The 22,533-nt window shown below is 44.9% G+C and carries 24 protein-coding genes, 1 other RNA gene and 1 pseudogene; 20 read left to right on the top strand and 6 right to left on the bottom strand.

Translation table 11 applies throughout. From position 1 onward, the window contains the following. Positions 1–85: 85 nt before the first annotated feature. The 3 genes from catR to rghR form a co-directional block, all read right to left on the bottom strand. Entirely contained in the window at positions 86–412 is a 327-nt protein-coding gene (gene catR, locus BSI_RS20550) for a catDE operon transcriptional regulator CatR (protein ID WP_003220037.1), read from the bottom strand. Positions 413–503: 91 nt separating this feature from the next. After that, on the bottom strand, positions 504–923 hold the full coding sequence (locus BSI_RS20555; protein ID WP_003235177.1) for a helix-turn-helix domain-containing protein: 420 nt from the start codon (positions 921–923) through the stop codon (positions 504–506). 28 nt (positions 924–951) lie between these two features. After that, entirely contained in the window at positions 952–1,359 is a 408-nt protein-coding gene (gene rghR, locus BSI_RS20560) for a transcriptional repressor RghR (RefSeq protein ID WP_003235175.1), read from the bottom strand. A gap of 151 nt (positions 1,360–1,510) precedes the next feature. On the opposite strand from rghR, the pseudogene BSI_RS0120670 reads away from it, so the two are divergent. Beyond that, a pseudogene (locus BSI_RS0120670) lies at positions 1,511–1,742 on the top strand (helix-turn-helix domain-containing protein). A 39-nt stretch (positions 1,743–1,781) separates the two neighbouring features. On the opposite strand, the gene BSI_RS20565 reads toward BSI_RS0120670, so the two are convergent. After that, positions 1,782–2,552: an alpha/beta fold hydrolase gene (locus BSI_RS20565; protein WP_003235171.1), complete on the bottom strand. Its 771-nt coding sequence runs from the start codon at positions 2,550–2,552 to the stop codon at positions 1,782–1,784. Positions 2,553–2,702: 150 nt separating this feature from the next. On the opposite strand from BSI_RS20565, the gene secG reads away from it, so the two are divergent. From secG to ssrA, 5 genes are all read left to right on the top strand, one after another. Beyond that, the gene (gene secG / locus BSI_RS20570) at positions 2,703–2,933 is read left to right on the top strand and encodes a preprotein translocase subunit SecG (protein WP_003220028.1); all 231 of its coding nucleotides are present in this window, start codon (positions 2,703–2,705) and stop codon (positions 2,931–2,933) included. A 131-nt stretch (positions 2,934–3,064) separates the two neighbouring features. Next, positions 3,065–3,805 carry an alpha/beta hydrolase gene (locus tag BSI_RS20575; protein WP_003235169.1) on the top strand — a complete coding sequence of 247 codons (741 nt, stop codon included), beginning with the start codon at positions 3,065–3,067 and terminating at the stop codon, positions 3,803–3,805. 18 nt (positions 3,806–3,823) lie between these two features. Then, on the top strand, positions 3,824–6,163 hold the full coding sequence (gene rnr / locus BSI_RS20580; RefSeq protein WP_003235167.1) for a ribonuclease R: 2,340 nt from the start codon (positions 3,824–3,826) through the stop codon (positions 6,161–6,163). A 144-nt stretch (positions 6,164–6,307) separates the two neighbouring features. Beyond that, on the top strand, positions 6,308–6,778 hold the full coding sequence (gene smpB / locus BSI_RS20585; protein ID WP_003220025.1) for an SsrA-binding protein: 471 nt from the start codon (positions 6,308–6,310) through the stop codon (positions 6,776–6,778). 176 nt (positions 6,779–6,954) lie between these two features. Beyond that, positions 6,955–7,317: a transfer-messenger RNA gene (ssrA, locus tag BSI_RS21900) on the top strand. A gap of 473 nt (positions 7,318–7,790) precedes the next feature. On the opposite strand, the gene BSI_RS20590 is transcribed toward ssrA, so the two are convergent. Further along, positions 7,791–8,438, bottom strand: coding sequence for a hypothetical protein (locus BSI_RS20590; protein WP_003235166.1), 648 nt, complete (start codon positions 8,436–8,438; stop codon positions 7,791–7,793). A gap of 159 nt (positions 8,439–8,597) precedes the next feature. Here BSI_RS20590 and BSI_RS0120665 point away from each other — a divergent pair, with 159 nt between their 5' ends. The 8 genes from BSI_RS0120665 (at position 8,598) to azoRB (ending at position 14,695) form a co-directional block, all read left to right on the top strand. Further along, complete coding sequence (locus BSI_RS0120665; protein WP_032731633.1) at positions 8,598–8,921, top strand: hypothetical protein; 324 nt, start codon at positions 8,598–8,600, stop codon at positions 8,919–8,921. Positions 8,922–9,518: 597 nt separating this feature from the next. Continuing rightward, positions 9,519–10,313, top strand: coding sequence for an SDR family NAD(P)-dependent oxidoreductase (locus tag BSI_RS20595; protein ID WP_003235165.1), 795 nt, complete (start codon positions 9,519–9,521; stop codon positions 10,311–10,313). A 109-nt stretch (positions 10,314–10,422) separates the two neighbouring features. Further along, on the top strand, positions 10,423–10,995 hold the full coding sequence (locus BSI_RS20600; RefSeq protein WP_003235164.1) for a TetR/AcrR family transcriptional regulator: 573 nt from the start codon (positions 10,423–10,425) through the stop codon (positions 10,993–10,995). Continuing rightward, a complete protein-coding gene (locus BSI_RS20605) occupies positions 10,992–11,351 on the top strand; it encodes a DMT family transporter (protein ID WP_003235163.1) in 360 nt (119 codons plus the stop codon). The genes BSI_RS20600 and BSI_RS20605 overlap by 4 nt, the downstream gene beginning before the upstream one ends. Further along, on the top strand, positions 11,348–11,752 hold the full coding sequence (locus tag BSI_RS20610) for a YvaD family protein (RefSeq protein ID WP_003235162.1): 405 nt from the start codon (positions 11,348–11,350) through the stop codon (positions 11,750–11,752). The genes BSI_RS20605 and BSI_RS20610 overlap by 4 nt, the downstream gene beginning before the upstream one ends. A 15-nt stretch (positions 11,753–11,767) precedes the next feature. Continuing rightward, positions 11,768–11,917: a hypothetical protein gene (locus BSI_RS20615; RefSeq protein WP_003235161.1), complete on the top strand. Its 150-nt coding sequence runs from the start codon at positions 11,768–11,770 to the stop codon at positions 11,915–11,917. 101 nt (positions 11,918–12,018) lie between these two features. After that, positions 12,019–13,929, top strand: coding sequence for an FUSC family protein (locus tag BSI_RS20620; protein WP_003235160.1), 1,911 nt, complete (start codon positions 12,019–12,021; stop codon positions 13,927–13,929). Between the two features lie 130 nt (positions 13,930–14,059). After that, on the top strand, positions 14,060–14,695 hold the full coding sequence (gene azoRB, locus BSI_RS20625) for an FMN-dependent NADH-azoreductase AzoRB (RefSeq protein ID WP_003235159.1): 636 nt from the start codon (positions 14,060–14,062) through the stop codon (positions 14,693–14,695). 35 nt (positions 14,696–14,730) lie between these two features. Here the strand turns inward: azoRB and iolW are convergent, their stop codons facing one another. Beyond that, a complete protein-coding gene (gene iolW, locus BSI_RS20630) occupies positions 14,731–15,807 on the bottom strand; it encodes a scyllo-inositol 2-dehydrogenase (RefSeq protein ID WP_032731632.1) in 1,077 nt (358 codons plus the stop codon). Positions 15,808–15,933: 126 nt separating this feature from the next. On the opposite strand from iolW, the gene csoR reads away from it, so the two are divergent. The 6 genes from csoR (at position 15,934) to BSI_RS20660 (ending at position 22,494) form a co-directional block, all read left to right on the top strand. Continuing rightward, entirely contained in the window at positions 15,934–16,239 is a 306-nt protein-coding gene (gene csoR, locus BSI_RS20635; protein WP_003235157.1) for a copper-sensing transcriptional repressor CsoR, read from the top strand. Positions 16,240–16,312: 73 nt separating this feature from the next. Further along, a complete protein-coding gene (gene copZ / locus BSI_RS20640; RefSeq protein ID WP_003235156.1) occupies positions 16,313–16,522 on the top strand; it encodes a copper chaperone CopZ in 210 nt (69 codons plus the stop codon). A gap of 83 nt (positions 16,523–16,605) precedes the next feature. Next, positions 16,606–19,017 (top strand): copper-exporting P-type ATPase CopA, encoded by a 2,412-nt coding sequence (gene copA / locus BSI_RS20645; RefSeq protein ID WP_003235155.1) that lies wholly within the window; start codon positions 16,606–16,608, stop codon positions 19,015–19,017. A gap of 159 nt (positions 19,018–19,176) precedes the next feature. Next, positions 19,177–21,285 (top strand): heavy metal translocating P-type ATPase, encoded by a 2,109-nt coding sequence (locus BSI_RS20650; protein ID WP_162532066.1) that lies wholly within the window; start codon positions 19,177–19,179, stop codon positions 21,283–21,285. 119 nt (positions 21,286–21,404) lie between these two features. Beyond that, positions 21,405–22,073, top strand: a complete 669-nt coding sequence (gene bdbD, locus BSI_RS20655) for a disulfide bond formation protein BdbD (RefSeq protein WP_003235153.1) — start codon at positions 21,405–21,407, stop codon at positions 22,071–22,073. Positions 22,074–22,077: 4 nt separating this feature from the next. Next, positions 22,078–22,494 carry a disulfide oxidoreductase gene (locus tag BSI_RS20660; protein WP_003235152.1) on the top strand — a complete coding sequence of 139 codons (417 nt, stop codon included), beginning with the start codon at positions 22,078–22,080 and terminating at the stop codon, positions 22,492–22,494. The last annotated feature ends 39 nt before the right edge of the window (positions 22,495–22,533 follow it).

Below are 22,533 nucleotides of genomic sequence, written 5' to 3'. Positions count from 1 at the left end.
GCTGAGAAATCGTTTTTTCACTGGAAAATAAAAAATAAAAAAACGGCTCCTTTTCTCGTCTTTGAGATCAGAACCGTTTTAGCAATTAGTCAAGAAAGGAAGGGTCAATCCAATCCGTTGCCCATTTTGAAATCTCACCCAAAATGGGGGCTAGCGCCTTTCCTTTATCGGTCAATGAATATTCGATGCGAACCGGAGTTTCCGGGATGACATCCCGCTTCACCACTCCTTCAAGCTCAAGTTCTTTCAGCCGTTCTGACAGAACTCTGCCGCTTAGATTTGGAAGTGCTGCTTCAATTTCGCTAAATCGCTGCGACCCGTTCAAGAGCTGAAATACGATCAAAGCGACCCAGCGTTTACTCAAGATGTCGACTGCTTTTTCAAATCTAGGACACATTTCTGATTGGTTCATACTTTTCACCTCGTCTGTCACTATTATAACGCAAATAACGAGGGAAGGTATGCAAGCGTGATTGATAAAATGCAGAAAGAGAAGCAGGGGATTATGAAGAAGAGGCGCGTTTTTTCGCTTCCGAGGCTAAAAAATCGAAGTATTTGCTGAGATTTTCAATATCCTGCTTTGAGAGATGTTCCCATTTTTGGCTGTTGAAAATCGGAAGGTGCTCCGCTCCGCGAGTGACTGCAGTCTGGTAAATGTCATAAATGGACTGATAGCTTTCCGAAGCCTCGCGGATTTCTTCTGGAAAGGCTTGAATATGACCAGCGGTAGCCATCAGGTTTTCGTAGGGCACTTTCAGTACTGCCGCCAGTTTTTTGATAGTGGCAGGTTTTGGCGTGCCCCGCTTGCCGTTTTCAATTTTTGAAATGGTGGCCGAGCTGATGCCTGAGTACACCGCAAGCTGATTCACTGTCAGTTTGCGGGCGCGGCGCAGCTCCCGTAATTGCTGTCCGAACGGTGACATGGTGATCGCCTCGCATTCCTATCAAGAGTTAGTCATCAGCAGACCGTTTTTTGGCTTCGTCTGAAATAAACGAAAAATAATGATCCAGCATGAGCAAATCCTCTTTATTGAGATATTGCCACTTTTCGTTCTCAAGAAGAGCAAGGTTTTTCAGGTCATAGGCCTCCGCTTTTTCAAGCAGCTTGCACTTCGTTTCATAAGGAGCTCTGTCTTCATGTACTTCTTCGATGTAACCAGCCTTATACATAAGCCCTTCGTAAGGAATTTTTAAGGCCTCTGCCAGTTTTTTGATGGTGGCAGGTTTGGGAACGCCCCGTTTGCCGTTTTCGATTCTGGAGATGCCAGCCGCGCTTACGCCAGAATAAGTCGCCAGCTGGTTGACTGTTAACTTTCTCTCTTCGCGCAATGCCCGCAATTGTTCGCCAAAGCTTTCCATATGTCTCACCCCGTCCCTCACTGTTACTCATATTTTAGTATGTTTATTGACTAAAGGGAATAGGTAGGCTGGAAATGTATTGACAAAAGTTAACATAAGCCGTAATGTAAAGTATAGAAAAAAGTTTTTTCAGGAACGGAAGGTGAGGAAAGTGCCAGTAGAAAAGATACAGATTAGACGTGATTATGTCTTGCAGTATATGGTCAATAACGATTATTCGCTTAATCAGCTTGCGCTGGAAATCGGAGTCTCACCCGCCACTGAGCCGCGTGCTGAATGGAGAAAGACGGCCGGGGCAGCTTGTGATCGGTAAAATGCTTCACTATTTTAATTTGAAATTTGAGGATCTTTTTTACTATGATTTTATTGACAAAAGTCAATGAATTAACAAAAAACGCAAGGAAGCCAAGCGTTTTCTATTCCTATGAATGATGTGTCAGCACAAACCCTGTCACCAGTTCGTTGCATGTTTTCCATTGTTTTGTCGGTAGCTGATGCCCCTGATATTCCAATCTGAAAAATTCGGCATGGCTGCAAGCTTTGCGGTAATAGCCTGAGGCTGGGAAGGTCCAGTCCCGCAGGCCGCCATACATAAACAGCATGGGCATGTGTAAATGGGGCAGCTGTTCAATGCAGCTGTAGCGGAGCGAATCCTGATAATATTGATGCCAATGGGCAAGGTCTGCTTTTTTCATATGGCCTGTTAATAAGTTTCGAAGTTCTTTGTTTTTTGTATGGCTGACGGCAAGGATTTTTATGAGCAAACCGGCGTTATTCTCGAGCAGATACATCCCCGTCTTGTGAATCTTCTCTCCGATTACGTTATGAACAGCCGGATAAGCGCCGGACAGAACAAGATGTGACACTTTGTCCGGGCGGGTAAAGCCGATATGCTGGGCGATTAAGCCGCCGGCGGAATACCCGAATAACACAGCTTTATCAATGTGCAGAGCGTCCATGAATTGCACAATCTCATCTGCGTAATAAGAAATAGAGGCGGGCTGATCCGCGTGATCACTGTCGCCGTGGCCGCTTAAATCGGGAAAAATCACCCTGAAATGCTCGGAGAGAAGGCGCTGATAATAAAAAACCATACGTCCCATGCCCGGCGGGTGGATAAAAATGATAGGCATTCCCTGTCCATATTCCTCATAATAAAGATGTTTTCTGCTGGCTATGCTGATAAGGGGCATCGTTTTTCTCCTTTTGACCTTTTCATATGAATAGGGTAACCAAGATAAAACGTCTTATCCGGCCTTTTGGCGTCTGATACAGCGTGACATGCCAACCCTTTTCATGTAAAATAGAAGTAATGTAGGCCAGTGAGTCTGGAGGTGTAAGGGATGCACGCGGTTTTGATTACCTTATTGGTTATCGTCAGCATTGCACTTATTATTGTCGTTTTGCTTCAATCCAGTAAAAGCGCCGGATTATCTGGTGCGATTTCAGGCGGAGCGGAGCAGCTCTTCGGGAAACAAAAAGCAAGAGGTCTTGATTTGATTTTGCACCGCATCACGGTTGTGCTGGCAGTCTTGTTTTTCGTGTTAACGATTGCGCTTGCTTATATCCTATAGGGCAATGTTTGTATAAGGTCTGATGTGAAGTCAGGCCTTTTTCACGTTTCTGGCTGATATTCAGAGTGTTTTTTTCTGATCAAACTGTGGAAAACTAAAATGATCGTGCAGATAGAAAGGGAGACATGAGCATGAAAGTTGTGACACCAAAACCATTTACATTTAAAGGCGGAGACAAAGCGGTGCTTTTGCTGCACGGCTTTACAGGAAATACAGCGGACGTACGAATGCTGGGACGTTATTTGAATGAACGGGGCTATACATGCCACGCGCCTCAATATGAAGGACACGGCGTTCCCCCTGAAGAACTTGTACATACAGGGCCTGAAGACTGGTGGAAAAACGTGATGGATGGCTATGAATACTTAAAATCTGAAGGCTATGAGAGCATTGCTGCCTGCGGACTGTCGCTTGGCGGGGTTTTTTCGCTGAAATTGGGTTACACTGTACCCATAAAGGGAATTGTCCCAATGTGCGCGCCAATGCATATTAAGAGTGAAGAGGTCATGTATCAGGGCGTTCTTTCATACGCTCGCAATTACAAAAAGTTCGAGGGGAAAAGCCCGGAGCAAATTGAAGAGGAAATGAAGGAATTCGAAAAAACGCCGATGAACACCCTCAAGGCGCTGCAAGACTTAATTGCCGATGTGCGAAACAATGTCGATATGATTTATTCACCGACATTTGTGGTGCAGGCCCGTCATGATCACATGATTAATACCGAAAGCGCAAATATTATTTACAACGAAGTGGAAACTGATGAGAAACAGCTGAAATGGTACGAGGAATCAGGCCATGTCATTACGCTCGACAAAGAACGTGACCTCGTCCATCAGGATGTGTATGAATTTTTAGAGAAGCTCGATTGGTAATCAACAGGAGGTCGGATAATGGAAAAAGAAGCATTTATGGATAAGCTTCTCTCGTTTATGAAGGAAGAGGCGTACAAGCCTCTGACCGTTCAGGAACTTGAGGAGATTTTAAATATTACGGAAGCCGAGGAGTTTAAAGAGCTCGTCAAAGCGTTAGTCACTTTGGAAGACAAAGGGCTTATCGTACGGACGAGAAGCGACCGCTACGGCATTCCGGAGAAGATGAATTTAATAAAAGGAAAGATTTCAGCACATGCAAAAGGATTCGCCTTTTTGCTGCCTGAGGATACGTCATTAAGCGATGTGTTTATTCCGCCTACTGAGCTGAATACGGCAATGAACGGCGATATCGTCATGGTTCGGCTGAATTCACAGTCAAGCGGCTCCAGACAGGAAGGGACCGTCATCCGCATTTTAGAAAGAGCGATTCAGCGGGTTGTCGGTACGTATACAGAAACAAGAAACTTCGGCTTTGTCATTCCGGACGACAAAAAAATCACGAGTGACATCTTTATCCCGAAAAATGGGAAAAACGGAGCGGCGGAAGGGCACAAGGTTGTTGTCAAGCTGACGAGCTATCCTGAAGGCCGCATGAACGCAGAGGGCGAGATTGAAACCATTCTCGGCCATAAAAATGATCCGGGCATTGATATTTTATCGGTCATTCATAAGCACGGCCTGCCGGGAGAATTTCCTGCTGACGCAATGGAACAGGCATCAAGTACGCCTGACACAATTGACGAAAAAGACCTGAAAGACCGCCGTGATCTCCGTGATCAGGTAATTGTCACCATTGATGGTGCGGACGCGAAGGATTTGGATGATGCAGTTACCGTGACGAAGCTTGATGACGGAAGCTACAAGCTTGGCGTTCACATTGCTGATGTCAGCCATTACGTAACCGAAAACTCGCCGATTGACAAAGAAGCGCTCGAAAGAGGGACGAGTGTGTATTTGGTTGACCGAGTCATCCCGATGATTCCGCACAGACTGTCAAACGGCATCTGTTCCTTAAATCCAAAGGTTGACCGCCTGACACTTTCTTGTGAAATGACAATTAACAGTCAGGGACAGGTGACGGAGCACCAAATCTTCCAAAGTGTCATCAAAACAACGGAAAGAATGACTTATTCAGATGTGAATAAAATTCTTGTTGACGATGACGAAGAGCTGAAACAAAAATACGAGCCTCTCGTTCCGATGTTTAAAGACATGGAGCGTCTGGCTGAAATTCTGCGCGATAAGCGGATGAACCGCGGCGCCGTTGATTTTGATTTCAAGGAAGCGAAAGTGCTTGTCGATGACGAAGGCGCGGTTAAAGACGTTGTCATCAGAGAACGCTCTGTCGCCGAGAAACTGATTGAAGAATTTATGCTTGTGGCGAACGAAACGGTAGCGGAGCATTTCCATTGGATGAACGTACCGTTTATATACCGGATTCACGAAGAGCCGAATGCTGAAAAACTGCAAAAGTTTTTAGAGTTCGTGACGACATTTGGCTATGTGGTGAAAGGAACGGCGGGAAATATTCATCCGCGCGCGCTGCAAAGCATTCTGGACGCTGTGCGTGACAGACCTGAAGAAACAGTTATATCTACTGTCATGCTCCGTTCGATGAAACAGGCGAAATACGACCCGCAAAGCTTGGGGCATTTTGGTCTGTCAACGGAATTCTATACGCATTTCACATCACCGATTCGCCGTTATCCGGACTTAATCGTCCACCGTCTGATTAGAACGTACTTAATCAACGGCAAAGTCGATGAAGCGACACAGGAAAAGTGGGCTGAACGCCTGCCGGATATCGCCGAGCATACATCAACAATGGAGCGCCGTGCAGTTGACGCCGAGCGTGAAACGGATGATCTGAAAAAAGCGGAATACATGCTTGATAAAATCGGTGAAGAGTTTGACGGGATGATCAGTTCAGTGACAAACTTCGGAATGTTCGTCGAGCTGCCGAATACAATCGAAGGACTCGTCCACGTCAGCTTTATGACGGATGACTACTACCGCTTTGACGAACAGCATTTTGCGATGATCGGCGAGCGGACAGGCAACGTCTTCCGCATTGGAGATGAAATCACAGTCAAGGTTGTCGATGTCAACAAAGACGAGCGCAATATCGACTTTGAAATCGTCGGCATGAAGGGCACTCCGCGTCGTCCGAGAGAACTGGACAGCAGTCGGAGCAGAAAACGCGGAAAGCCTGCCAGAAAGCGCGTCCAAAGCACCAATACGCCTGTTTCTCCAGCTCCGTCTGAGGAAAAAGGGGAGTGGTTCACTAAGCCGAAGAAGAAAAAGAAAAAACGCGGCTTCCAAAACGCGCCGAAACAGAAACGGAAAAAGAAGAAATAGCAGCTCAACCAGCAAATAGGGCCGCAGCGCTCTATTTGCTTTCTTTCGGAAATAGCTTTTCATTGTAGCGGTACGTGACATTTGGTAAAATAGAGCGTATCGCAAAAGGTGGACAGTTTTTCCTTAGAGAGAGGAGGTTCTGGCATGCCAAAAGGGTCAGGAAAAGTATTATCTCAAAATAAGAAAGCCAATCACGATTATTTTATAGAAGAAACCTATGAAACAGGCATCGTTCTGCAAGGAACCGAAATCAAATCGATTCGCGCTGGCCGCGTAAACCTTAAGGATTCCTTTGCCAAAATCGAACGGGGAGAAGTGTTTCTTCACAATATGCACGTCAGCCCGTATGAGCAGGGAAACCGCTATAACCACGATCCGCTCCGGACGAGAAAGCTGTTAATGCATCGCAAGGAGATTAATAAGCTGATCGGGTTAACAAAGGAAAAAGGCTATTCCCTCGTTCCGCTGAAGCTGTATTTGAAAAACGGCTTTGCCAAAGTGCTTCTCGGCCTTGGAAAAGGGAAGAAGAACTATGACAAACGGGAAGACCTGAAGCGCAAGGACGCGAAGCGGGAAATCGAAAGAGCGTTCAGAGACAGTCAAAAAGGCTTCTAAAGGCATAGTGCTTGATTCAAAAATCAGGCCTGTGCTATACTGTGTTCACGATCAGATCATAATGCTTTTCATTTCAAGGATTTGACAATTGAAAAGAACCGTGATCGTGTTATAATAAGACTATAGCCAGTTTGAGTGAGAGCTTGATATTTTCTCCCGTATTTCCCTTATAACAGGGGGACGTTACGGATTCGACAGGGATGGATCGAGCTTGAGCTGCGAGCCGAGAGGCGATCTCGTAAACACGCACTTAAATATAACTGGCAAAACTAACAGTTTTAACCAAAACGTAGCATTAGCTGCCTAATAAGCGCAGCGAGCTCTTCCTGACATTGCCTATGTGTCTGTGAAGAGCACATCCAAGTAGGCTACGCTTGCGTTCCCGTCTGAGAACGTAAGAAGAGATGAACAGACTAGCTCTCGGAAGGCCCGCCCGCAGGCAAGAAGATGAGTGAAAACATAAATATGCAGGCTACGCTCGTAGACGCTTAAGTAATCGATGTTTCTGGACGTGGGTTCGACTCCCACCGTCTCCATACATACTTTGGGACCGCAGTGCTATCAAGGCTTCCGAAGCTTTCGAGGGCACTGCGGTAACATTTTGGCAATATTCTTATGTCCAATCTTTTGAGTGATTACCAAAGAATTGCACTTTTTATTGATCGAGTATGACGCATGTGAATGTATGAATTGATGGAGTGCTATTTTTTAACCCTTAATTCTTTCGTTATTTTAATTGTACTGGTTGCTATTGTATCCTAAAAAGAACCGAGAACCCTATAAGAAGAATTTACTGGCGCTGTGTTTCAGCGCTTTTTTATGTCTTTTAATTTCTCTATGACGTGTTAGGCATAAGGATAACGGCTGTATGGATAAAAAACAAAAGCAAAACTTGAATTTTTATTGAAATAATAAATCTTACTGAACATAAGCTTTTAACTGTCCCTATGTATGCACTTTTTTGCGTAAATCAAATAAAATAAAAAGGGGTAACAATCACCCCTTTTTATTTCTAATATAAACGCAAACTACCGTTCCAAGTTTGTCCAATTTTTGCTCCAATTGTGAAACCTTTTATGTCTACACCGAGAACCATAGCTCCAACTACTTTAATTTTTGCAGTGTCTTTAGTTGTTTTGGTTGTAGTGATGTTATAACTTTTTCCAGTTTGTTTCCACCAAGCTACGTTAAGACCAGTAACATAAGAGTTAATACCTGACACTTTAGTAAACTGAGGTTTTTTATTCACAAATTTATATTGATAATTAAACGCGATATTTTTCCAGCAAGCCATCCCTGTCATACCCCAACCTGTAAATGGAGCCCACCAATTGATAACATGTGAGTCACTTACTTGTGGTTTTATTAGGGGAGTATCTTCACTAACATTAATAGTCTCTTCAAACTCTTGGGGCTGTTGAGCATCTTTGATAAACTCTTCAAAATCCTGAATTGAGTCAAACTTCAAAAAATCCTTTTTAGATACACTTGAAAATTCTTCACTTGAGACATCCACTAATTCAAAACCAAGGTCCTTTTCTAATTTTTCCACCTGGTTCTTTGTTTCAGCAATTTCTTTTGTTGTGGATTCTGCGTTGGCTGAAGCAAAAGGAACCAAAGCCAAGCCAAGGGCAATGACTAAGACTAAAATCCTTTTCATACTTTCAACCTCCATTCAATTTAGTTCTTACAAACCAATTAAAACATATAAAAGTCCCGGGATCCATAAAAAACCAAAATTTTTATATTTTTCAATAAATTTATTTATTTGGATATGTTATAATTGCCGGGTAACATATAAGGGGAAGGGAGTGATTGCATGAAAAACCGATTGAAAAAATACAAGTTAGGTTTGATAAGCTTTCTAGTTCCACTTATTTCGATTTTTGTAATACCCTATGAGAAGGTTTCAGAACTGGGGTATGCGCTCGGTTTCCCTATTCAATTTGTGATTTATCGTAGCTATGATGGATTTGTAGGAAATAGGTTTTTGTTATTTACTCCAACAGAATTTATAAAGACAGAGTTTAATGTGGTTAATTATTTAATCGCTGTTCTGATGGTCTATGTATTACTAAGGATAGTGAAAAAAGTTATAACAATATTTAAAGCAACAAAACACAATCCTATTGAGGAAGGATAAAGATATCATCCTCACAAAATAAGCCCAACTCACATGAGGAGGGCTTTTTAAATAATTCATATTTTTTATTCCTAGAAAGTGCATGGCCTCACGTATTTTCTGTTCGCTTTTCTCAGTCTTTCTTTTTAGTTCAGGTATGTCGGGTGCTTTCAGCTCAGGCGCATATTAACAATAATTTGTAATTCGGTTCACTTTCCGTTTTATGACATTTTTATTGAAATGTGATTGTAAATTTATTTTTCTTCTGGTATCAATGAGTAAATCACTTTGCACAGGTTATTTGATTCAGCATAGTCAGGGTTCACATTTTCAAAGGCATATTCTAATGTCTTATTATTAAAATTAAAAAAATTTTAATAATTCTCAAGCAGTTTGTACACCTTTCTACAAGGAACAAACATATAATGGTTATCAACAACATCAATAAAGCAGAACCTCTTAGAGGGTTCTGCTTTATTTTTTCTCCAGATCACAGGCACCAAAAAGTGCGTACTTCCATTTCAATCCCAGCTGTTTCATACTGATTGCAGAGCAGATGTTTCACCAAACGCATTTCTGTCAATAAATAAGAGGAATCAAAAACGGAGGGATGAACGAATGAAGCTGAATTTACAAGGAAAAACCGCACTGGTGACTGGTTCGACATCGGGGATCGGAAAAGCCATTGCCTCTTCGTTAGCGGAAGAAGGCGCGGCAGTGATCATTAACGGACGCCGGGAAGAGAAAGTGAATCAGACGATAGATGAATTGAAAACACAACATTCCGAAGCGGTCCTATATCCGGCTGCATTTGATTTGGGAACAGAAGAAGGCTGCAATGAGCTGTTTCAGGCATATCCAGAGGTTGATATTTTGATCAACAATTTAGGGATTTTTGAACCGGCGGAGTACTTTGATATTCCCGATGATGAATGGTTTCGTTTTTTTGAAGTAAACATTATGAGCGGGGTAAGGCTGACACGCAAGTATTTGCACAACATGATAGAGAAAAAAGAAGGGCGTGTGATTTTCATTGCCAGTGAAGCGGCGGTTATGCCGTCACAGGAAATGGCCCATTACAGTGCGACAAAAACGATGCAGCTGTCCATTTCCCGCAGTTTGGCGGAGCTGACAACTGGCACGAATGTGACGGTCAACACCGTCATGCCGGGCTCTACCTTAACAGAGGGTGTGGAAACCATGCTGAATTCGCTGTATCCTGATGAAAACCTGACTGTTCAAGAAGCTGAGGCACGTTTTATGAAAGAAAACCGGCCGACATCCATTATTCAAAGACTGATCCGTCCGGAAGAAATCGCCCACTTCGTTACATTTTTAAGCAGTCCGCTTTCCTCCGCGATCAATGGCGCGGCGCTTCGGGTGGACGGCGGTTTGGTTCGCAGTGTCTTTTAAACCTCTCCTTTTGGGAGAGGTTTTTTTAGTGTTGTTGATTTCCATAAATTTCTGTCGTATAATTTCGGTACCGATATAGTTTTATCAGTACCGAAAGCGAGGGACTGATTTGGAAAAAAGAATTCTGGAGGAAACCATCCGGCTGATCAGGCAGAAAGGATTTTCATTTACGATGAATGATTTGGCAGCAGTGCTGGGAACGAGCAAGCGGACGCTCTATGCGCATTATTCATCAAAAGACAAGCTTGCGGAAGCGGTCGTTGAGCAATTTATCGCAGAGATGAAGCAAATGGAAAAAGACATCTATGAAAATGAAAGTTTAGACATTCTTGAAAAAGTGAAAAAAATGCTGATCGGTCTTCCGCAGGGGATGGAACTGCTGAATATGGGATTATTAAGTGATCTGAAGAAATACCATTACGATGCGTGGCTTACATTAGATACGTTTATTAAGGAAGAATGGACAATTGTCCTTGAATTATTAAACGAGTGCAAACAGCAAAAGAGAATCAGAAACATCAATCCGGACCTGTTTGTTCACATGTATATAGGAAGCATCAACCAAGTGTATGATCCCGAATATCCGCTCAAACATCAGTTCACGACAGGAGAGGTTCTTGAATCGATTGTAGATGTATTGTTTAACGGCATAACAGCTGATGAGGAGGCTGATGCTACGTGAATTGGGTGTTTCTATGCTTAGCGATTCTGTTTGAAGTTGCCGGGACGGTCAGCATGAAGCTATCGTCGGGTTTTACAAAGCTTACTCCCAGTGTGCTGTTGATTTTCTTTTATGGCGGGAGTCTTTTCTTTCTGACGCTTACGCTAAAATCATTTGATGTCTCTGTCGCTTATGCTGTATGGTCAGGGATGGGGATTGTCCTGATTACAGTCGTTGGTTTTTTGTTTTTTCAAGAGAATGTTAGCGTCATGAAACTCATTTCAATCGGATTGATTATCGGCGGTGTTGTGTCTTTAAACCTGATCGATCATGGGGCGCAGTCTGAGCCGATACATAAAAGCGGGCAGTACAAATGAGATATATGAAACTGTTTTTTCTCGTGACTGATATCGGTTTTATCTTGTACTGGCTGTCAGCTGGGTTTTCGCTGATACCGGAAAGCTGGGCGTTTAAACATCATGACCATCCGTTTATGATCGCCTGGAACTGGTCCTTTTTCCCGCTGGATATCCTGATCTCTTTCACAGGATTGTACAGCTTGTACTTGCAGCGGAAGAACAGTGCTGACTGGAAGCTGATGGCGCTGATTTCTCTTGTGCTGACCTGTTGTTCAGGCCTTCAGGCGATTTCATTCTGGACATTCAGCCTGGACTTCGATCTTGTTTGGTGGCTGTTTAATGGGTATCTATTGATTTATCCTTTATTTTTTATTCATCTTCTCTTAAAAGAAAGCAAATGGACAAAGCAGTGCTGTTAGGCGCTGCTTTTATTTTTGTCTTTTTTTAAATCGCCGCAAAATTCGATTGAAGAACATGAACAAATCATTGCGGCATGTAGGGAAAAGGATCGGAAAAAAGCTGCCGAGCTGACGTACAGCAACTGGATCAAGCCGATTCAGGATATTGCGAATAAACTGATGTAAAACAGGCAGAGACGTATGGTCTCTGCGAAGGCGTTTTTGGGGCATACTATAGTGAATAATCGGGAAAAGTCCTATACATTCATAGAAAAGGATTTTGTCAAATGAACAAAACTGTTGAGAACAATCAAAGAACCATGCCAAGCATCGTGAAGGATGCCTTTCGCATTCATGCGAATCCATTTCCATGGAAAAAGGCGATCGGATCAGGGATCGCTTCAGGGTTTCCTGTGCTGATCGGCGCATTGGCGGGTCACACGGATTATGGTTTAACTGCAAGCATCGGGGGCTTTGTTTATTTATATGCGGGCGGTGAATCGTATAAAAAGCGCGCTTTGAAGCTGCTCTTGGTTTCCATTGGGATCGCGCTCTCATTTGGATTAGGCACTATTTTGTCTGGGACGGTTTGGATAATGGCGGCTGTCCTGGGCTTGATTGGTGCAGCTGCGATGTTTATTTTTAGCGCGCTCGGTATACAAGGTCCTGCGCCGATGTTTTTTGTCCTTGCCTTTTTAGTCAGCTCCGGGCTGCCGGCCGATCCTTCACAAGCGTTGTTCAGATCGGGACTGACGTTTCTCGGCGGCATTTTCGCCATGGGTATCGCCTTAATCGGCTGGTTATGGAACAAACATGGACCGGAGGAGGCGGTGCTGCAAAAAACATATCATCAGCTGGCTGCATGTCTTTCAGCCGTCGGTACGCAAGGCTTTCATAATGCGCAGCATCAGACGGTGCTTATGCTCAGAACAGCTCGTCAAACGGTTCTCGGCAAGGGGAACAGGCGGAAAAAATCACAGTATGATGAACGATTTTTCCGCCTGCTCGAAAAAGCTGACGACATATTCCTTGCCATTATTCATTTTTCAGCTGAAACGCCAGACAGAGAGACGGCCGAGATTGAAAAGGCACTCCGTCAAACCGGAGATGCGCTGGGGCATGCTCGTAGTTCCAGTGCGTTTCAGATTAAAGAGAATGAATCTGAGCCAAGCCGGAAGCTGTTTGAAGAAATCAATGAGGCTTTGTCTTTCGCTTCAGGACGGAATGATAAGCAATCGGACGGGGAACCGAGCCGCCTGCCAGCCTCTTTTTACTTTTTGAGAAATGCCTTTGACTGGCAGTCTCCCGTTTTGATACGGGCATTAAAGTACGGAATTGTGCTGTTTGCCGCCGATATGTTTGCCCTCACATTCGGCTTTGCACGCTCCTATTGGATTCCGCTTTCGGCAGCAGCGGTCATGCTTGGCACTACTGTTCTCTTTACGCTTCACAGGGCCATTCAGCGTTCAATCGGAACCGTGATCGGTGTTGGGCTGGCAGGAGCAATCCTGTTTGTTAAGCCGGGCGGTGTTTATATTGCGTTGTGTATTGCAGCGCTGCAATGTCTTCTTGAGATGCTGATTGTCCGCAATTATGCGCTGGCGGTTCCTTTTTTGACCGCAAATGCGCTTGTCATAACAGAAAGCATGCATGGCGGCTCGGACGTCGGTTATTTTATGATAGCGAGGCTGACGGATGTAGCTGTTGGCAGTGTAATCGGGCTATTGGGAACGATGGTTTTGTGGAGACGGTTTTCAACGAAGCGGCTGCCTGAACTAATGCGGGACGTGATTCGGCTGGAAGGGCACTTTATGGAGAAACTGTTGACCGGGCAGAAAGCAGACGAGAACAAGTTAAGGGTGAGTCTGGTTAGGCTTCGGGATGCGTATGACAAGGCGCTTGGGGACTTTCCTAACGCGAATGCAGATGTGCTTTGGCCTGCCATTTCCGGTGCTCAGCACTTAGGGTATTATTTGCTCTCGGCCCAAGCCCATCATCGACCGCCTGCTCCGTTTTCTGAAAAAGAGATGAACCAGCTAAAAGTGTTTTTTGAACAGGCTGAGCAAACCGCTTTGATGAAAAGGATGCCGGCTGACATACAAGTGCCGCATGTTCCTTATTACCCGCGTATCAGTAAAGAGCTCTCCGCACTGTATTCGGGCTTGCGGACAGCTTTCGAAAAGCGAAATAATCTTTAATTCAAGATGTTTTACTTGAAAGTAATTTTTAGAGCCCCTATAATAAAGACTAATAGAGAAAGAATAATCATAATGCGTCTGTATGATAATAATTGATGTGTGATTTTTAAAAACGAAAGGGCTGGTAAAAATGGCAAAAGTATTGTATATCACTGCTCACCCGCATGATGAAGCAACTTCTTACAGTATGGCAACAGGTAAAGCATTCATCGAATCTTACAAAGAAGCGAACCCAAATGATGAAGTTGTACATATCGATTTGTACAAAGAAAACATCCCGCACATTGACGCGGATGTATTCAGCGGCTGGGGCAAGCTGCAGTCAGGCACAGGCTTTGAAGAGCTTTCTGAAAGCGAAAAAGCGAAAGTGGGCCGTCTGGGAGAGCTTAGTGATCAATTTGCATCTGCTGATAAGTACGTATTCGTTACTCCTTTATGGAACTTCTCATTCCCGCCAGTAATGAAAGCGTATCTTGATTCTGTTGCAGTTGCAGGAAAATCATTCAAATACACTGAACAAGGCCCGATCGGCTTGTTAACTGATAAAAAAGCGATTCATATCCAAGCGCGCGGAGGCTACTATTCTGAAGGCCCTGCGGCTGAAATGGAAATGGGTCACCGCTACATCGGCATCATGATGAACTTCTTCGGTGTACCATCATTCGATGGCATTTTCGTAGAGGGACATAATGCGGAGCCTGATAAAGCACAGCAAATCAAAGAAGACGCGATTGCGCGTGCGAAAGAAGCAGGTAAAACATTTTAATGAAAAAGCCTCCCTTTTCTTGGGGAGGCTTTTGTTTATTTCTCCAGCATAATGGTTCGTTTCTCTTCACTGCTTTTTATTGCGGCTTCAATGATGCGAATAACATCAATTCCTTCCTCAGCGGTGACAGGCAGCGCAGCGCCTTCGCGTATACTCTCTGCTATTTTGCGGTAATAGGTAAGGTAGGAGCCATTTACTGATGGGATGGTTTCTGTTTTTTTGTCCGTGCCATGAACGGTTGTCAGCTTTCCGTAAAACTCCGGATCATCCGCTCCCCAGCTGTCATCCTCCGGTTTTCTTCCCGCTCTGAGTGCGTCTTCCTGTCCGTCGATTCCGTATTTCATAAAGCTGGCATGCTGTCCGTGGATTTGATAACGAGGGCCGTTTGCCGGAACGATCGATCCTCCGTATAGAATGGCTTGGAGTTTGCCGTAATCCAGAGTCAAATGAAAATAGTCAACGGTTTCGGCATCTTCACGCTGGGCCATTACGTTTGCAGTCACGGCTTTTGGCAACCCGAACAAATGCAGGGCTTGGTCTATGATGTGGGAGCCGAGATCATACAGCGTACCAGTGGCCGAGCCTTCTTTTTCCCGCCACCGTGCTTGAACCTCAGGTCTGTAGCGGTCATAGGAGACTTGATATGTATTGATATCTTCAAGGGATCCGTCAGCGATCAGCTTTTTAATCGTTAAAAAGTCGTTATCCCAGCGCCGGTTATGATAGACACTTAACAATACACCTTTTTCATTGGCAGCCTTCTTTAATTTCTCCCCTTCTTCGGCCGTCGCTGTCATCGGTTTTTCGATCACAACATGTTTTCCGGCCTGAATGCATGCCATAGCGTGCTCGTAATGAAGGCCGCTCGGTGTGGTGACAATGACAAGCTCAATGGCCGGGTCATTTGTGATGTCCTCAAGTTCATGCACAACTTCTGCATCCGGAAAATCCCGTTTCACTTCTTCTGTCCGCGATGTCATGACTTTGCTGATGTGATACTCTTCCAGAACAGCAAGCAGCGGCGCGTGAAAAACAGAACCAGACAGTCCGTACCCTAATATCCCAACCTTTATTGTATCCACTTTTCTTCTCCCCTTTAAAAGCGTTTTCACAAGAGATATATACCCTCCTGTATAAATGGTAAAACCTAACTGATTCATTTTTTGCGGCGGCATGCTTAGACAACAGTTTGGACAATCAGTATAATGGGAATTAATATAAGAAACAGAGGTGTACGCATGGAGAAGCATAACGAACATAAAGCATTAAACCATAAAAGCTCGAAAGAAAAGGATCAAATCATAAACCGGCTGAAACGGATAGAAGGCCAAGTCAGAGGCATTCAAAATATGGTGGAAAACGATAGATATTGTGTAGATATTCTTGTGCAGATTTCAGCTGTTCAGGCGGCAATGAAAAATGTGGCGCTTCACTTGCTTGAGGACCACGCCCATCACTGTGTAGCAGATGCCATCAAAAGCGGAGACGGGGAACAGGCCATTTCTGAGCTTTTGGACGTATTTAAAAAGTTCACAAAATCATAAAGTCTTTTTTTGTTGTAATACCCTACGGGGGTATGGTAGGATGAAAACAGAAAGATAAACAGGAGGAATTCAAATGGAACAAAAAACATTGCAAGTTGAAGGAATGTCTTGTCAGCACTGCGTCAAAGCTGTGGAAACGAGCGTAGGAGAACTGGACGGCGTCAGTGCTGTTCATGTCAATCTGGAAGCGGGAAAAGTCGACGTTTCGTTTGATGCTGACAAAGTATCAGTCAAGGAAATTTCGGAAGCGATAGAAGACCAGGGCTATGATGTAGCCGATTGATTCAAGGTGTCGCGCCTTTAGGGAGGCGCGATATTTCTTTCATTTTTATATACCCCCCGGGTGTATATAAAGGAGTGAGTAGATTGAGTGAACAAAAGGAAATCGCGATGCAGGTATCGGGTATGACCTGTGCGGCATGTGCCTCCAGAATTGAAAAAGGCCTGAAGCGGATGCCCGGTGTAACGGATGCCAATGTCAATCTGGCAATGGAAACGTCAAATGTCACCTACGATCCCGCTGAGACAGGGGCTGCAGCGATTCAGGAAAAAATAGAAAAACTGGGCTATCACGTCGTGACAGAAAAAGCTGAATTCGATATTGAAGGCATGACTTGTGCAGCCTGCGCCAATCGGATTGAAAAGCGGCTTAACAAAATAGAAGGCGTCACAAATGCTCCTGTAAACTTCGCTTTAGAAACGGTTACGGTCGAGTACAATCCAAAAGAAGCGTCTGTCGGCGATTTGAAAGAAGCGGTAGATAAGCTGGGATATAAGCTTCAGCTGAAGGGTGATGAGGAACGAGAAACGGCAGCTTCTAAAAAGAAAGAAGAACGGAAGCAAACGGCGAGACTGATCTTTTCAGCGGTTCTGTCATTTCCATTGCTTTGGGCGATGGTGAGCCATTTTACGTTTACATCGTTTATTTGGGTGCCAGATATATTCCTCAATCCGTGGATGCAGTTTGCGTTGGCGACACCGGTCCAGTTTCTGATCGGCTGGCCGTTTTATGCGGGTGCGTATAAGGCGCTCAGAAATAAAAGCGCCAATATGGATGTATTGGTCGCGCTCGGAACGACGGCTGCTTATGCTTACAGTCTTTATCTTACCATCCAAAGCCTTGGTTCCCATGGGCATACAGACGGCCTTTACTATGAAACAAGCGCGATTTTGCTGACGCTGATTTTATTAGGCAAGCTGTTTGAAACAAAAGCAAAGGGCCGTTCTTCGGATGCAATTAAAAAGCTGATGAAGCTCCAAGCGAAAACAGCAACTGTCGTAAGAGACGGACAGGAGCAAATTATTCCGATAGACGAAGTGCTAGTCAATGACATTGTTTACGTCAAACCGGGCGAACGAATTCCTGTCGACGGGGAAGTGGTTGAAGGCCGCTCGGCAGTAGATGAATCGATGATTACAGGAGAAAGTCTTCCTGTTGACAAAAATCCAGGTGACAGCGTGACAGGTGCAACCGTCAACTCAAACGGCTTCCTAAAAATCAAAGCTGTCAACGTTGGAAGGGATACGGCACTTTCTCATATCATCAAAATTGTCGAGGAAGCACAAGGGTCAAAAGCGCCGATCCAGCGTCTCGCTGATCAGATTTCCGGCATTTTTGTGCCTATCGTATTGGGGATTGCCGTTCTCACTTTCCTCATTTGGTATCTTTGGGCGGCTCCCGGCGATTTTGCCGAAGCGATCAGCAAGTTCATTGCGGTTCTTGTCATTGCATGTCCTTGCGCCCTCGGCCTTGCCACTCCGACGAGCATTATGGCCGGATCTGGGCGCGCTGCTGAATTCGGAATTCTCTTTAAAGGCGGCGAGCATTTAGAAAAAACACATCGTCTCGATACGATTGTTCTTGATAAAACCGGAACTGTGACAAACGGGAAGCCGCGACTGACTGATGCCATTCCGTTCGGCCGTTTTGAAGAAACAGATCTGCTTCAATTTGCGGCGGCAGCCGAAACGGGATCAGAGCATCCGCTCGGTGAAGCGATTGTTGCCGGCGTGAAAGAAAAAGGGCTTGAGATACCGAGGCTGACCCGCTTTGAAGCAAAGATTGGCGCAGGCATTTTGGCTGAAGCCGGAGGCAAAACCATTCTCGTCGGCACAAGAAAGTTAATGGAGAGCGAACAGGTTGAGCATGGGGTTCTTCTTGCTCAAATGGAAGAACTTGAGGCAGAAGGAAAAACGGTTATGCTTGTATCCATTGATGGGGAAGCAGCGGGACTCGTAGCCGTTGCTGATACGATAAAAGACACGTCACGGGCGGCAGTGGCCCGTCTGAAAGAGTTGGACCTGGATGTCATCATGATGACAGGTGACAATCGCAGAACTGCAGAAGCGATTGCGAAGGAAGCGGGAATTACGAGTGTCATTGCGGAAGTCCTTCCTGAACAAAAGGCGGCGGAAATTTCCCGCCTGCAAAAAGAAGGCCGTCAGACGGCCATGGTGGGCGATGGAATTAACGATGCGCCGGCGCTTGCCACAGCCGATATTGGCATGGCGATCGGAACAGGCACGGACATTGCCATGGAAACAGCGGATATTACGTTGATTCGCGGAGATCTGAACAGCATTGCCGACTCAATTCGCATGAGCAGATTAACAATGAAAAACATTAAACAAAACTTATTCTGGGCGCTTGGTTATAACAGCCTCGGTATCCCAATCGCAGCGCTCGGATTTTTAGCGCCGTGGATAGCGGGAGCAGCAATGGCATTCAGCTCCGTTTCTGTTGTTCTGAATGCGCTGCGTCTGCAGAAAGTAAAATAAAAACCGGCCATATGCCGGTTTTTGTTTTTCATTGACACTTTCTTGGGAAACGCCATATAATAGATGTAACCAATATATGAGTATGTGCTCATATATATAAATTCAATACCAACACTCATTGATACACTTTGAAGAGGGAACCCTAAATCGGAAGGTAAGGTGAGACTAGTGAAACAGGAATACGTTCTGGACGGTTTGGATTGCAGCAATTGTGCCCAAAAAATCGAAAACGGAGTCAAAGGCATAAAAGGCATTGACGGATGTGCGGTTAATTTTGCGGCAAGCACCTTGACTGTCTCAGCCGATGGAAAAGAAGAGCAATGGGTCACCAATAAGGTGGAGAAAAAAGTGAAATCAATCGATCCGCACGTAACGGTTCGTCAAAAGCATAAAAAGAAATCAGCTGATGACGGCTATCGTCATCGAATGATCAATATGCTGATCAGAATGGCGGCGGCTATCATACTCGGAGCAGCAGCATATGTCGTTCATTCCGGACCCATTGAATTTATACTTTTCCTCGCTGCCTACTTGATCATCGGCGGTGACATTATCATCCGTGCAGTCAAAAACATCAGCCGCGGTCAGGTGTTTGATGAACATTTCTTAATGGCTCTTGCCACAATCGGTGCTTTTCTGATTCAGCAATACCCTGAAGGTGTCGCCGTTATGCTGTTTTACCAAATCGGTGAGCTTTTTCAAGGAGCCGCGGTCAGCCGGTCCAGAAAATCAATCAGTGCGTTAATGGACATACGGCCTGATTACGCCAATGTCAAAACAGAGAACGGCATCGAACTGGTTTCTCCGGAGGACGTACAGACAGGAGACATCATTGTGGTCAATCCGGGAGAAAGCATACCCCTTGACGGTAAGGTCGTGCAGGGATCAGCGATGGTTGATACGTCTGCTTTGACAGGTGAGTCCGTTCCGAGAAAAGCTGCAGAAGGACAAGATGTGATGTCAGGCTTTATCAATCAAAACGGCGTTCTGCTTATTGAAGTCACAAAGGGCTACCAGGAATCTGCAGTATCAAAAATATTAGATTTGGTTCAGAATGCGAGCAGCCGTAAAGCCCGGACAGAAAACTTTATCACGAAGTTTGCCAAGTATTATACACCAGCTGTTGTGATCATCGCGGTATTGCTGGCCTTTGTCCCGCCGCTGGTGATTCCTGGCGCCACACTTTCCGATTGGGTGTACCGCGCACTTATTTTCTTAGTAATTTCTTGTCCATGTGCGCTTGTTGTCTCTATACCGCTCGGTTTCTTCGGCGGAATCGGCGCAGCCTCAAAGGCCGGAGTGCTTGTGAAGGGAAGCAATTATTTAGAAGCCTTGAATCAAGTCAAATACGCGGTGTTTGATAAAACAGGAACATTAACAAAAGGAAGCTTTGAAGTGACAGAAATCAAACCTGCGGAAGGATTTACAAAGGACAGATTACTTGAAGCGGCGGCATATGCTGAGCTTCACTCCCAGCATCCAATTGCTGAATCTGTGCGTAAAGCTTACGGGAAAATACTTTCATCTGATGCGATAGAGTCATACGAGGAAATATCCGGCCACGGCATTTTTGCAAAAGTAAACGGAACAGAAATCCTTGCTGGGAATAAGAAGCTCATGGATAGAGAACAGGTTAAGGGCGTCCCGGATGAACATGCCGGAACAATCGTGCACGTTGCTGTTGATCAACGCTATGCCGGAGCAATCATCATAGCGGATGAAGTAAAAGAAGATGCAGCACAGGCGGTTGCTGATCTGAAGTCGCTTGGAATCAAACAGACAGTTATGCTGACAGGTGATTCGAAACAAACGGGAGAAGCCGTCGGAAAACAGCTTGGCATTGACGAGGTATATGCGGAGCTGCTGCCGCAGGATAAAGTGTCGCGGGTCGAAGCATTGGAAGCCAAGCTTTCGCCAAACGAAAAACTCATTTTTGTCGGTGACGGCATCAATGATACGCCGGTGCTTGCGCGCGCGGATATCGGAGCGGCCATGGGAGGCCTTGGCTCAGACGCTGCGGTAGAAGCCGCAGACGTCGTGCTGATGACAGATCAGCCGTCGAAAATAGCGGAAGCGATTCGGATTGCGAAACGGACAAGGCGAATCGTGTGGCAAAACATCGGCTTTGCTTTAGGGGTAAAAGCGATCTTTCTCATTCTTGGAGCATTTGGAATTGCGACCATGTGGGAAGCGGTTTTCTCAGATGTCGGCGTTACCCTGCTCGCTGTGGCAAACGCCATGCGCGTTATGCGTCTCAAAAACAGATAAATTGTCGGAGAGAATTCATTTTTTCGGGGTTTTCTTATAGGCACTTGTCTTGTTAAAATAAAGAAGTGGGTCAATTGCGATCCGCTTCTTTTTTAATTTGAAAACGATGAGGTGTCGGAGTGAAAAAGAAACAGCAGTCTTCTGCGAAATTCGCGGTCATCCTTACGATTGTGGTTGTTGTATTGCTAGCAGCCATTGTAATCATTAATAACAAAACGGAACAAGGCAATGAAGCGGTTTCCGGACAGCCTTCTATCAAAGGCCAGCCTGTGCTTGGCAAGGATGATGCACCGGTAACTGTAGTGGAATTCGGAGATTACAAATGTCCGTCTTGTAAGGTGTTTAACAGTGACATCTTCCCAAAAATACAAAAAGACTTTATTGATAAGGGCGATGTGAAATTTTCATTCGTGAACGTCATGTTTCATGGAAAGGGTTCTAGATTAGCGGCTCTTGCATCAGAAGAAGTATGGAAAGAAGATCCTGACTCTTTCTGGGCATTCCATGAAAAGCTGTTCGAAAAACAGCCGGACACAGAACAGGAATGGGTGACCCCAGCCGTTCTCGGTGATCTTGCAAAAAGCACCACAAAGGTAAAACCTGAGACGCTCAAGGACAATCTTGATAAGGAAACATTCGCTTCTCAAGTGGAAAAGGATTCTGACCTTAATCAAAAAATGAACGTAAACGCAACACCGACGATTTACGTAAATGATAAAGTGATCAAAAATTTTGCGGATTATAATGAAATCAAAAAAACGATAGAAAAAGAGCTGAAAGGGAAGTAATCATATGAAAAATAGAATTGTATTTTTATATGCTTCCTGGGTTGTGGCTCTTGTCGCTATGCTTGGCAGCCTGTATTTCAGTGAAATCAGAAAGTTCATTCCATGTGAACTGTGCTGGTACCAGCGTATCCTCATGTATCCGCTCGTCCTGATTTTAGGCATCGCCACCTTTCAAGGTGACACACGCGTGAAAAAATATGTGCTCCCCATGGCGATTATCGGGGCATTTATTTCGATCATGCACTACTTAGAGCAAAAAGTGCCCGGCTTTACCGGCATTAAGCCTTGTGTAAGCGGCGTGCCGTGCTCAGGCCAATATATTAACTGGTTTGGTTTTATAACCATTCCATTCCTGGCCTTGATTGCTTTTATCCTGATTATCGTTTTTATGTGTCTGCTGAAAGGCGAAAAATCTGAATAACAAAAAAGCGCCCGCTGTATGGGGACTGACCCCATAAGA

Source organism: Bacillus inaquosorum KCTC 13429 (assembly GCF_000332645.1).
Classification (GTDB): Bacteria; Bacillota; Bacilli; order Bacillales; family Bacillaceae; genus Bacillus; species Bacillus inaquosorum.
The sequence above is the reverse complement of the archived record's forward strand: the minus strand, read 5'-3'. Positions and strand labels throughout refer to the sequence as shown.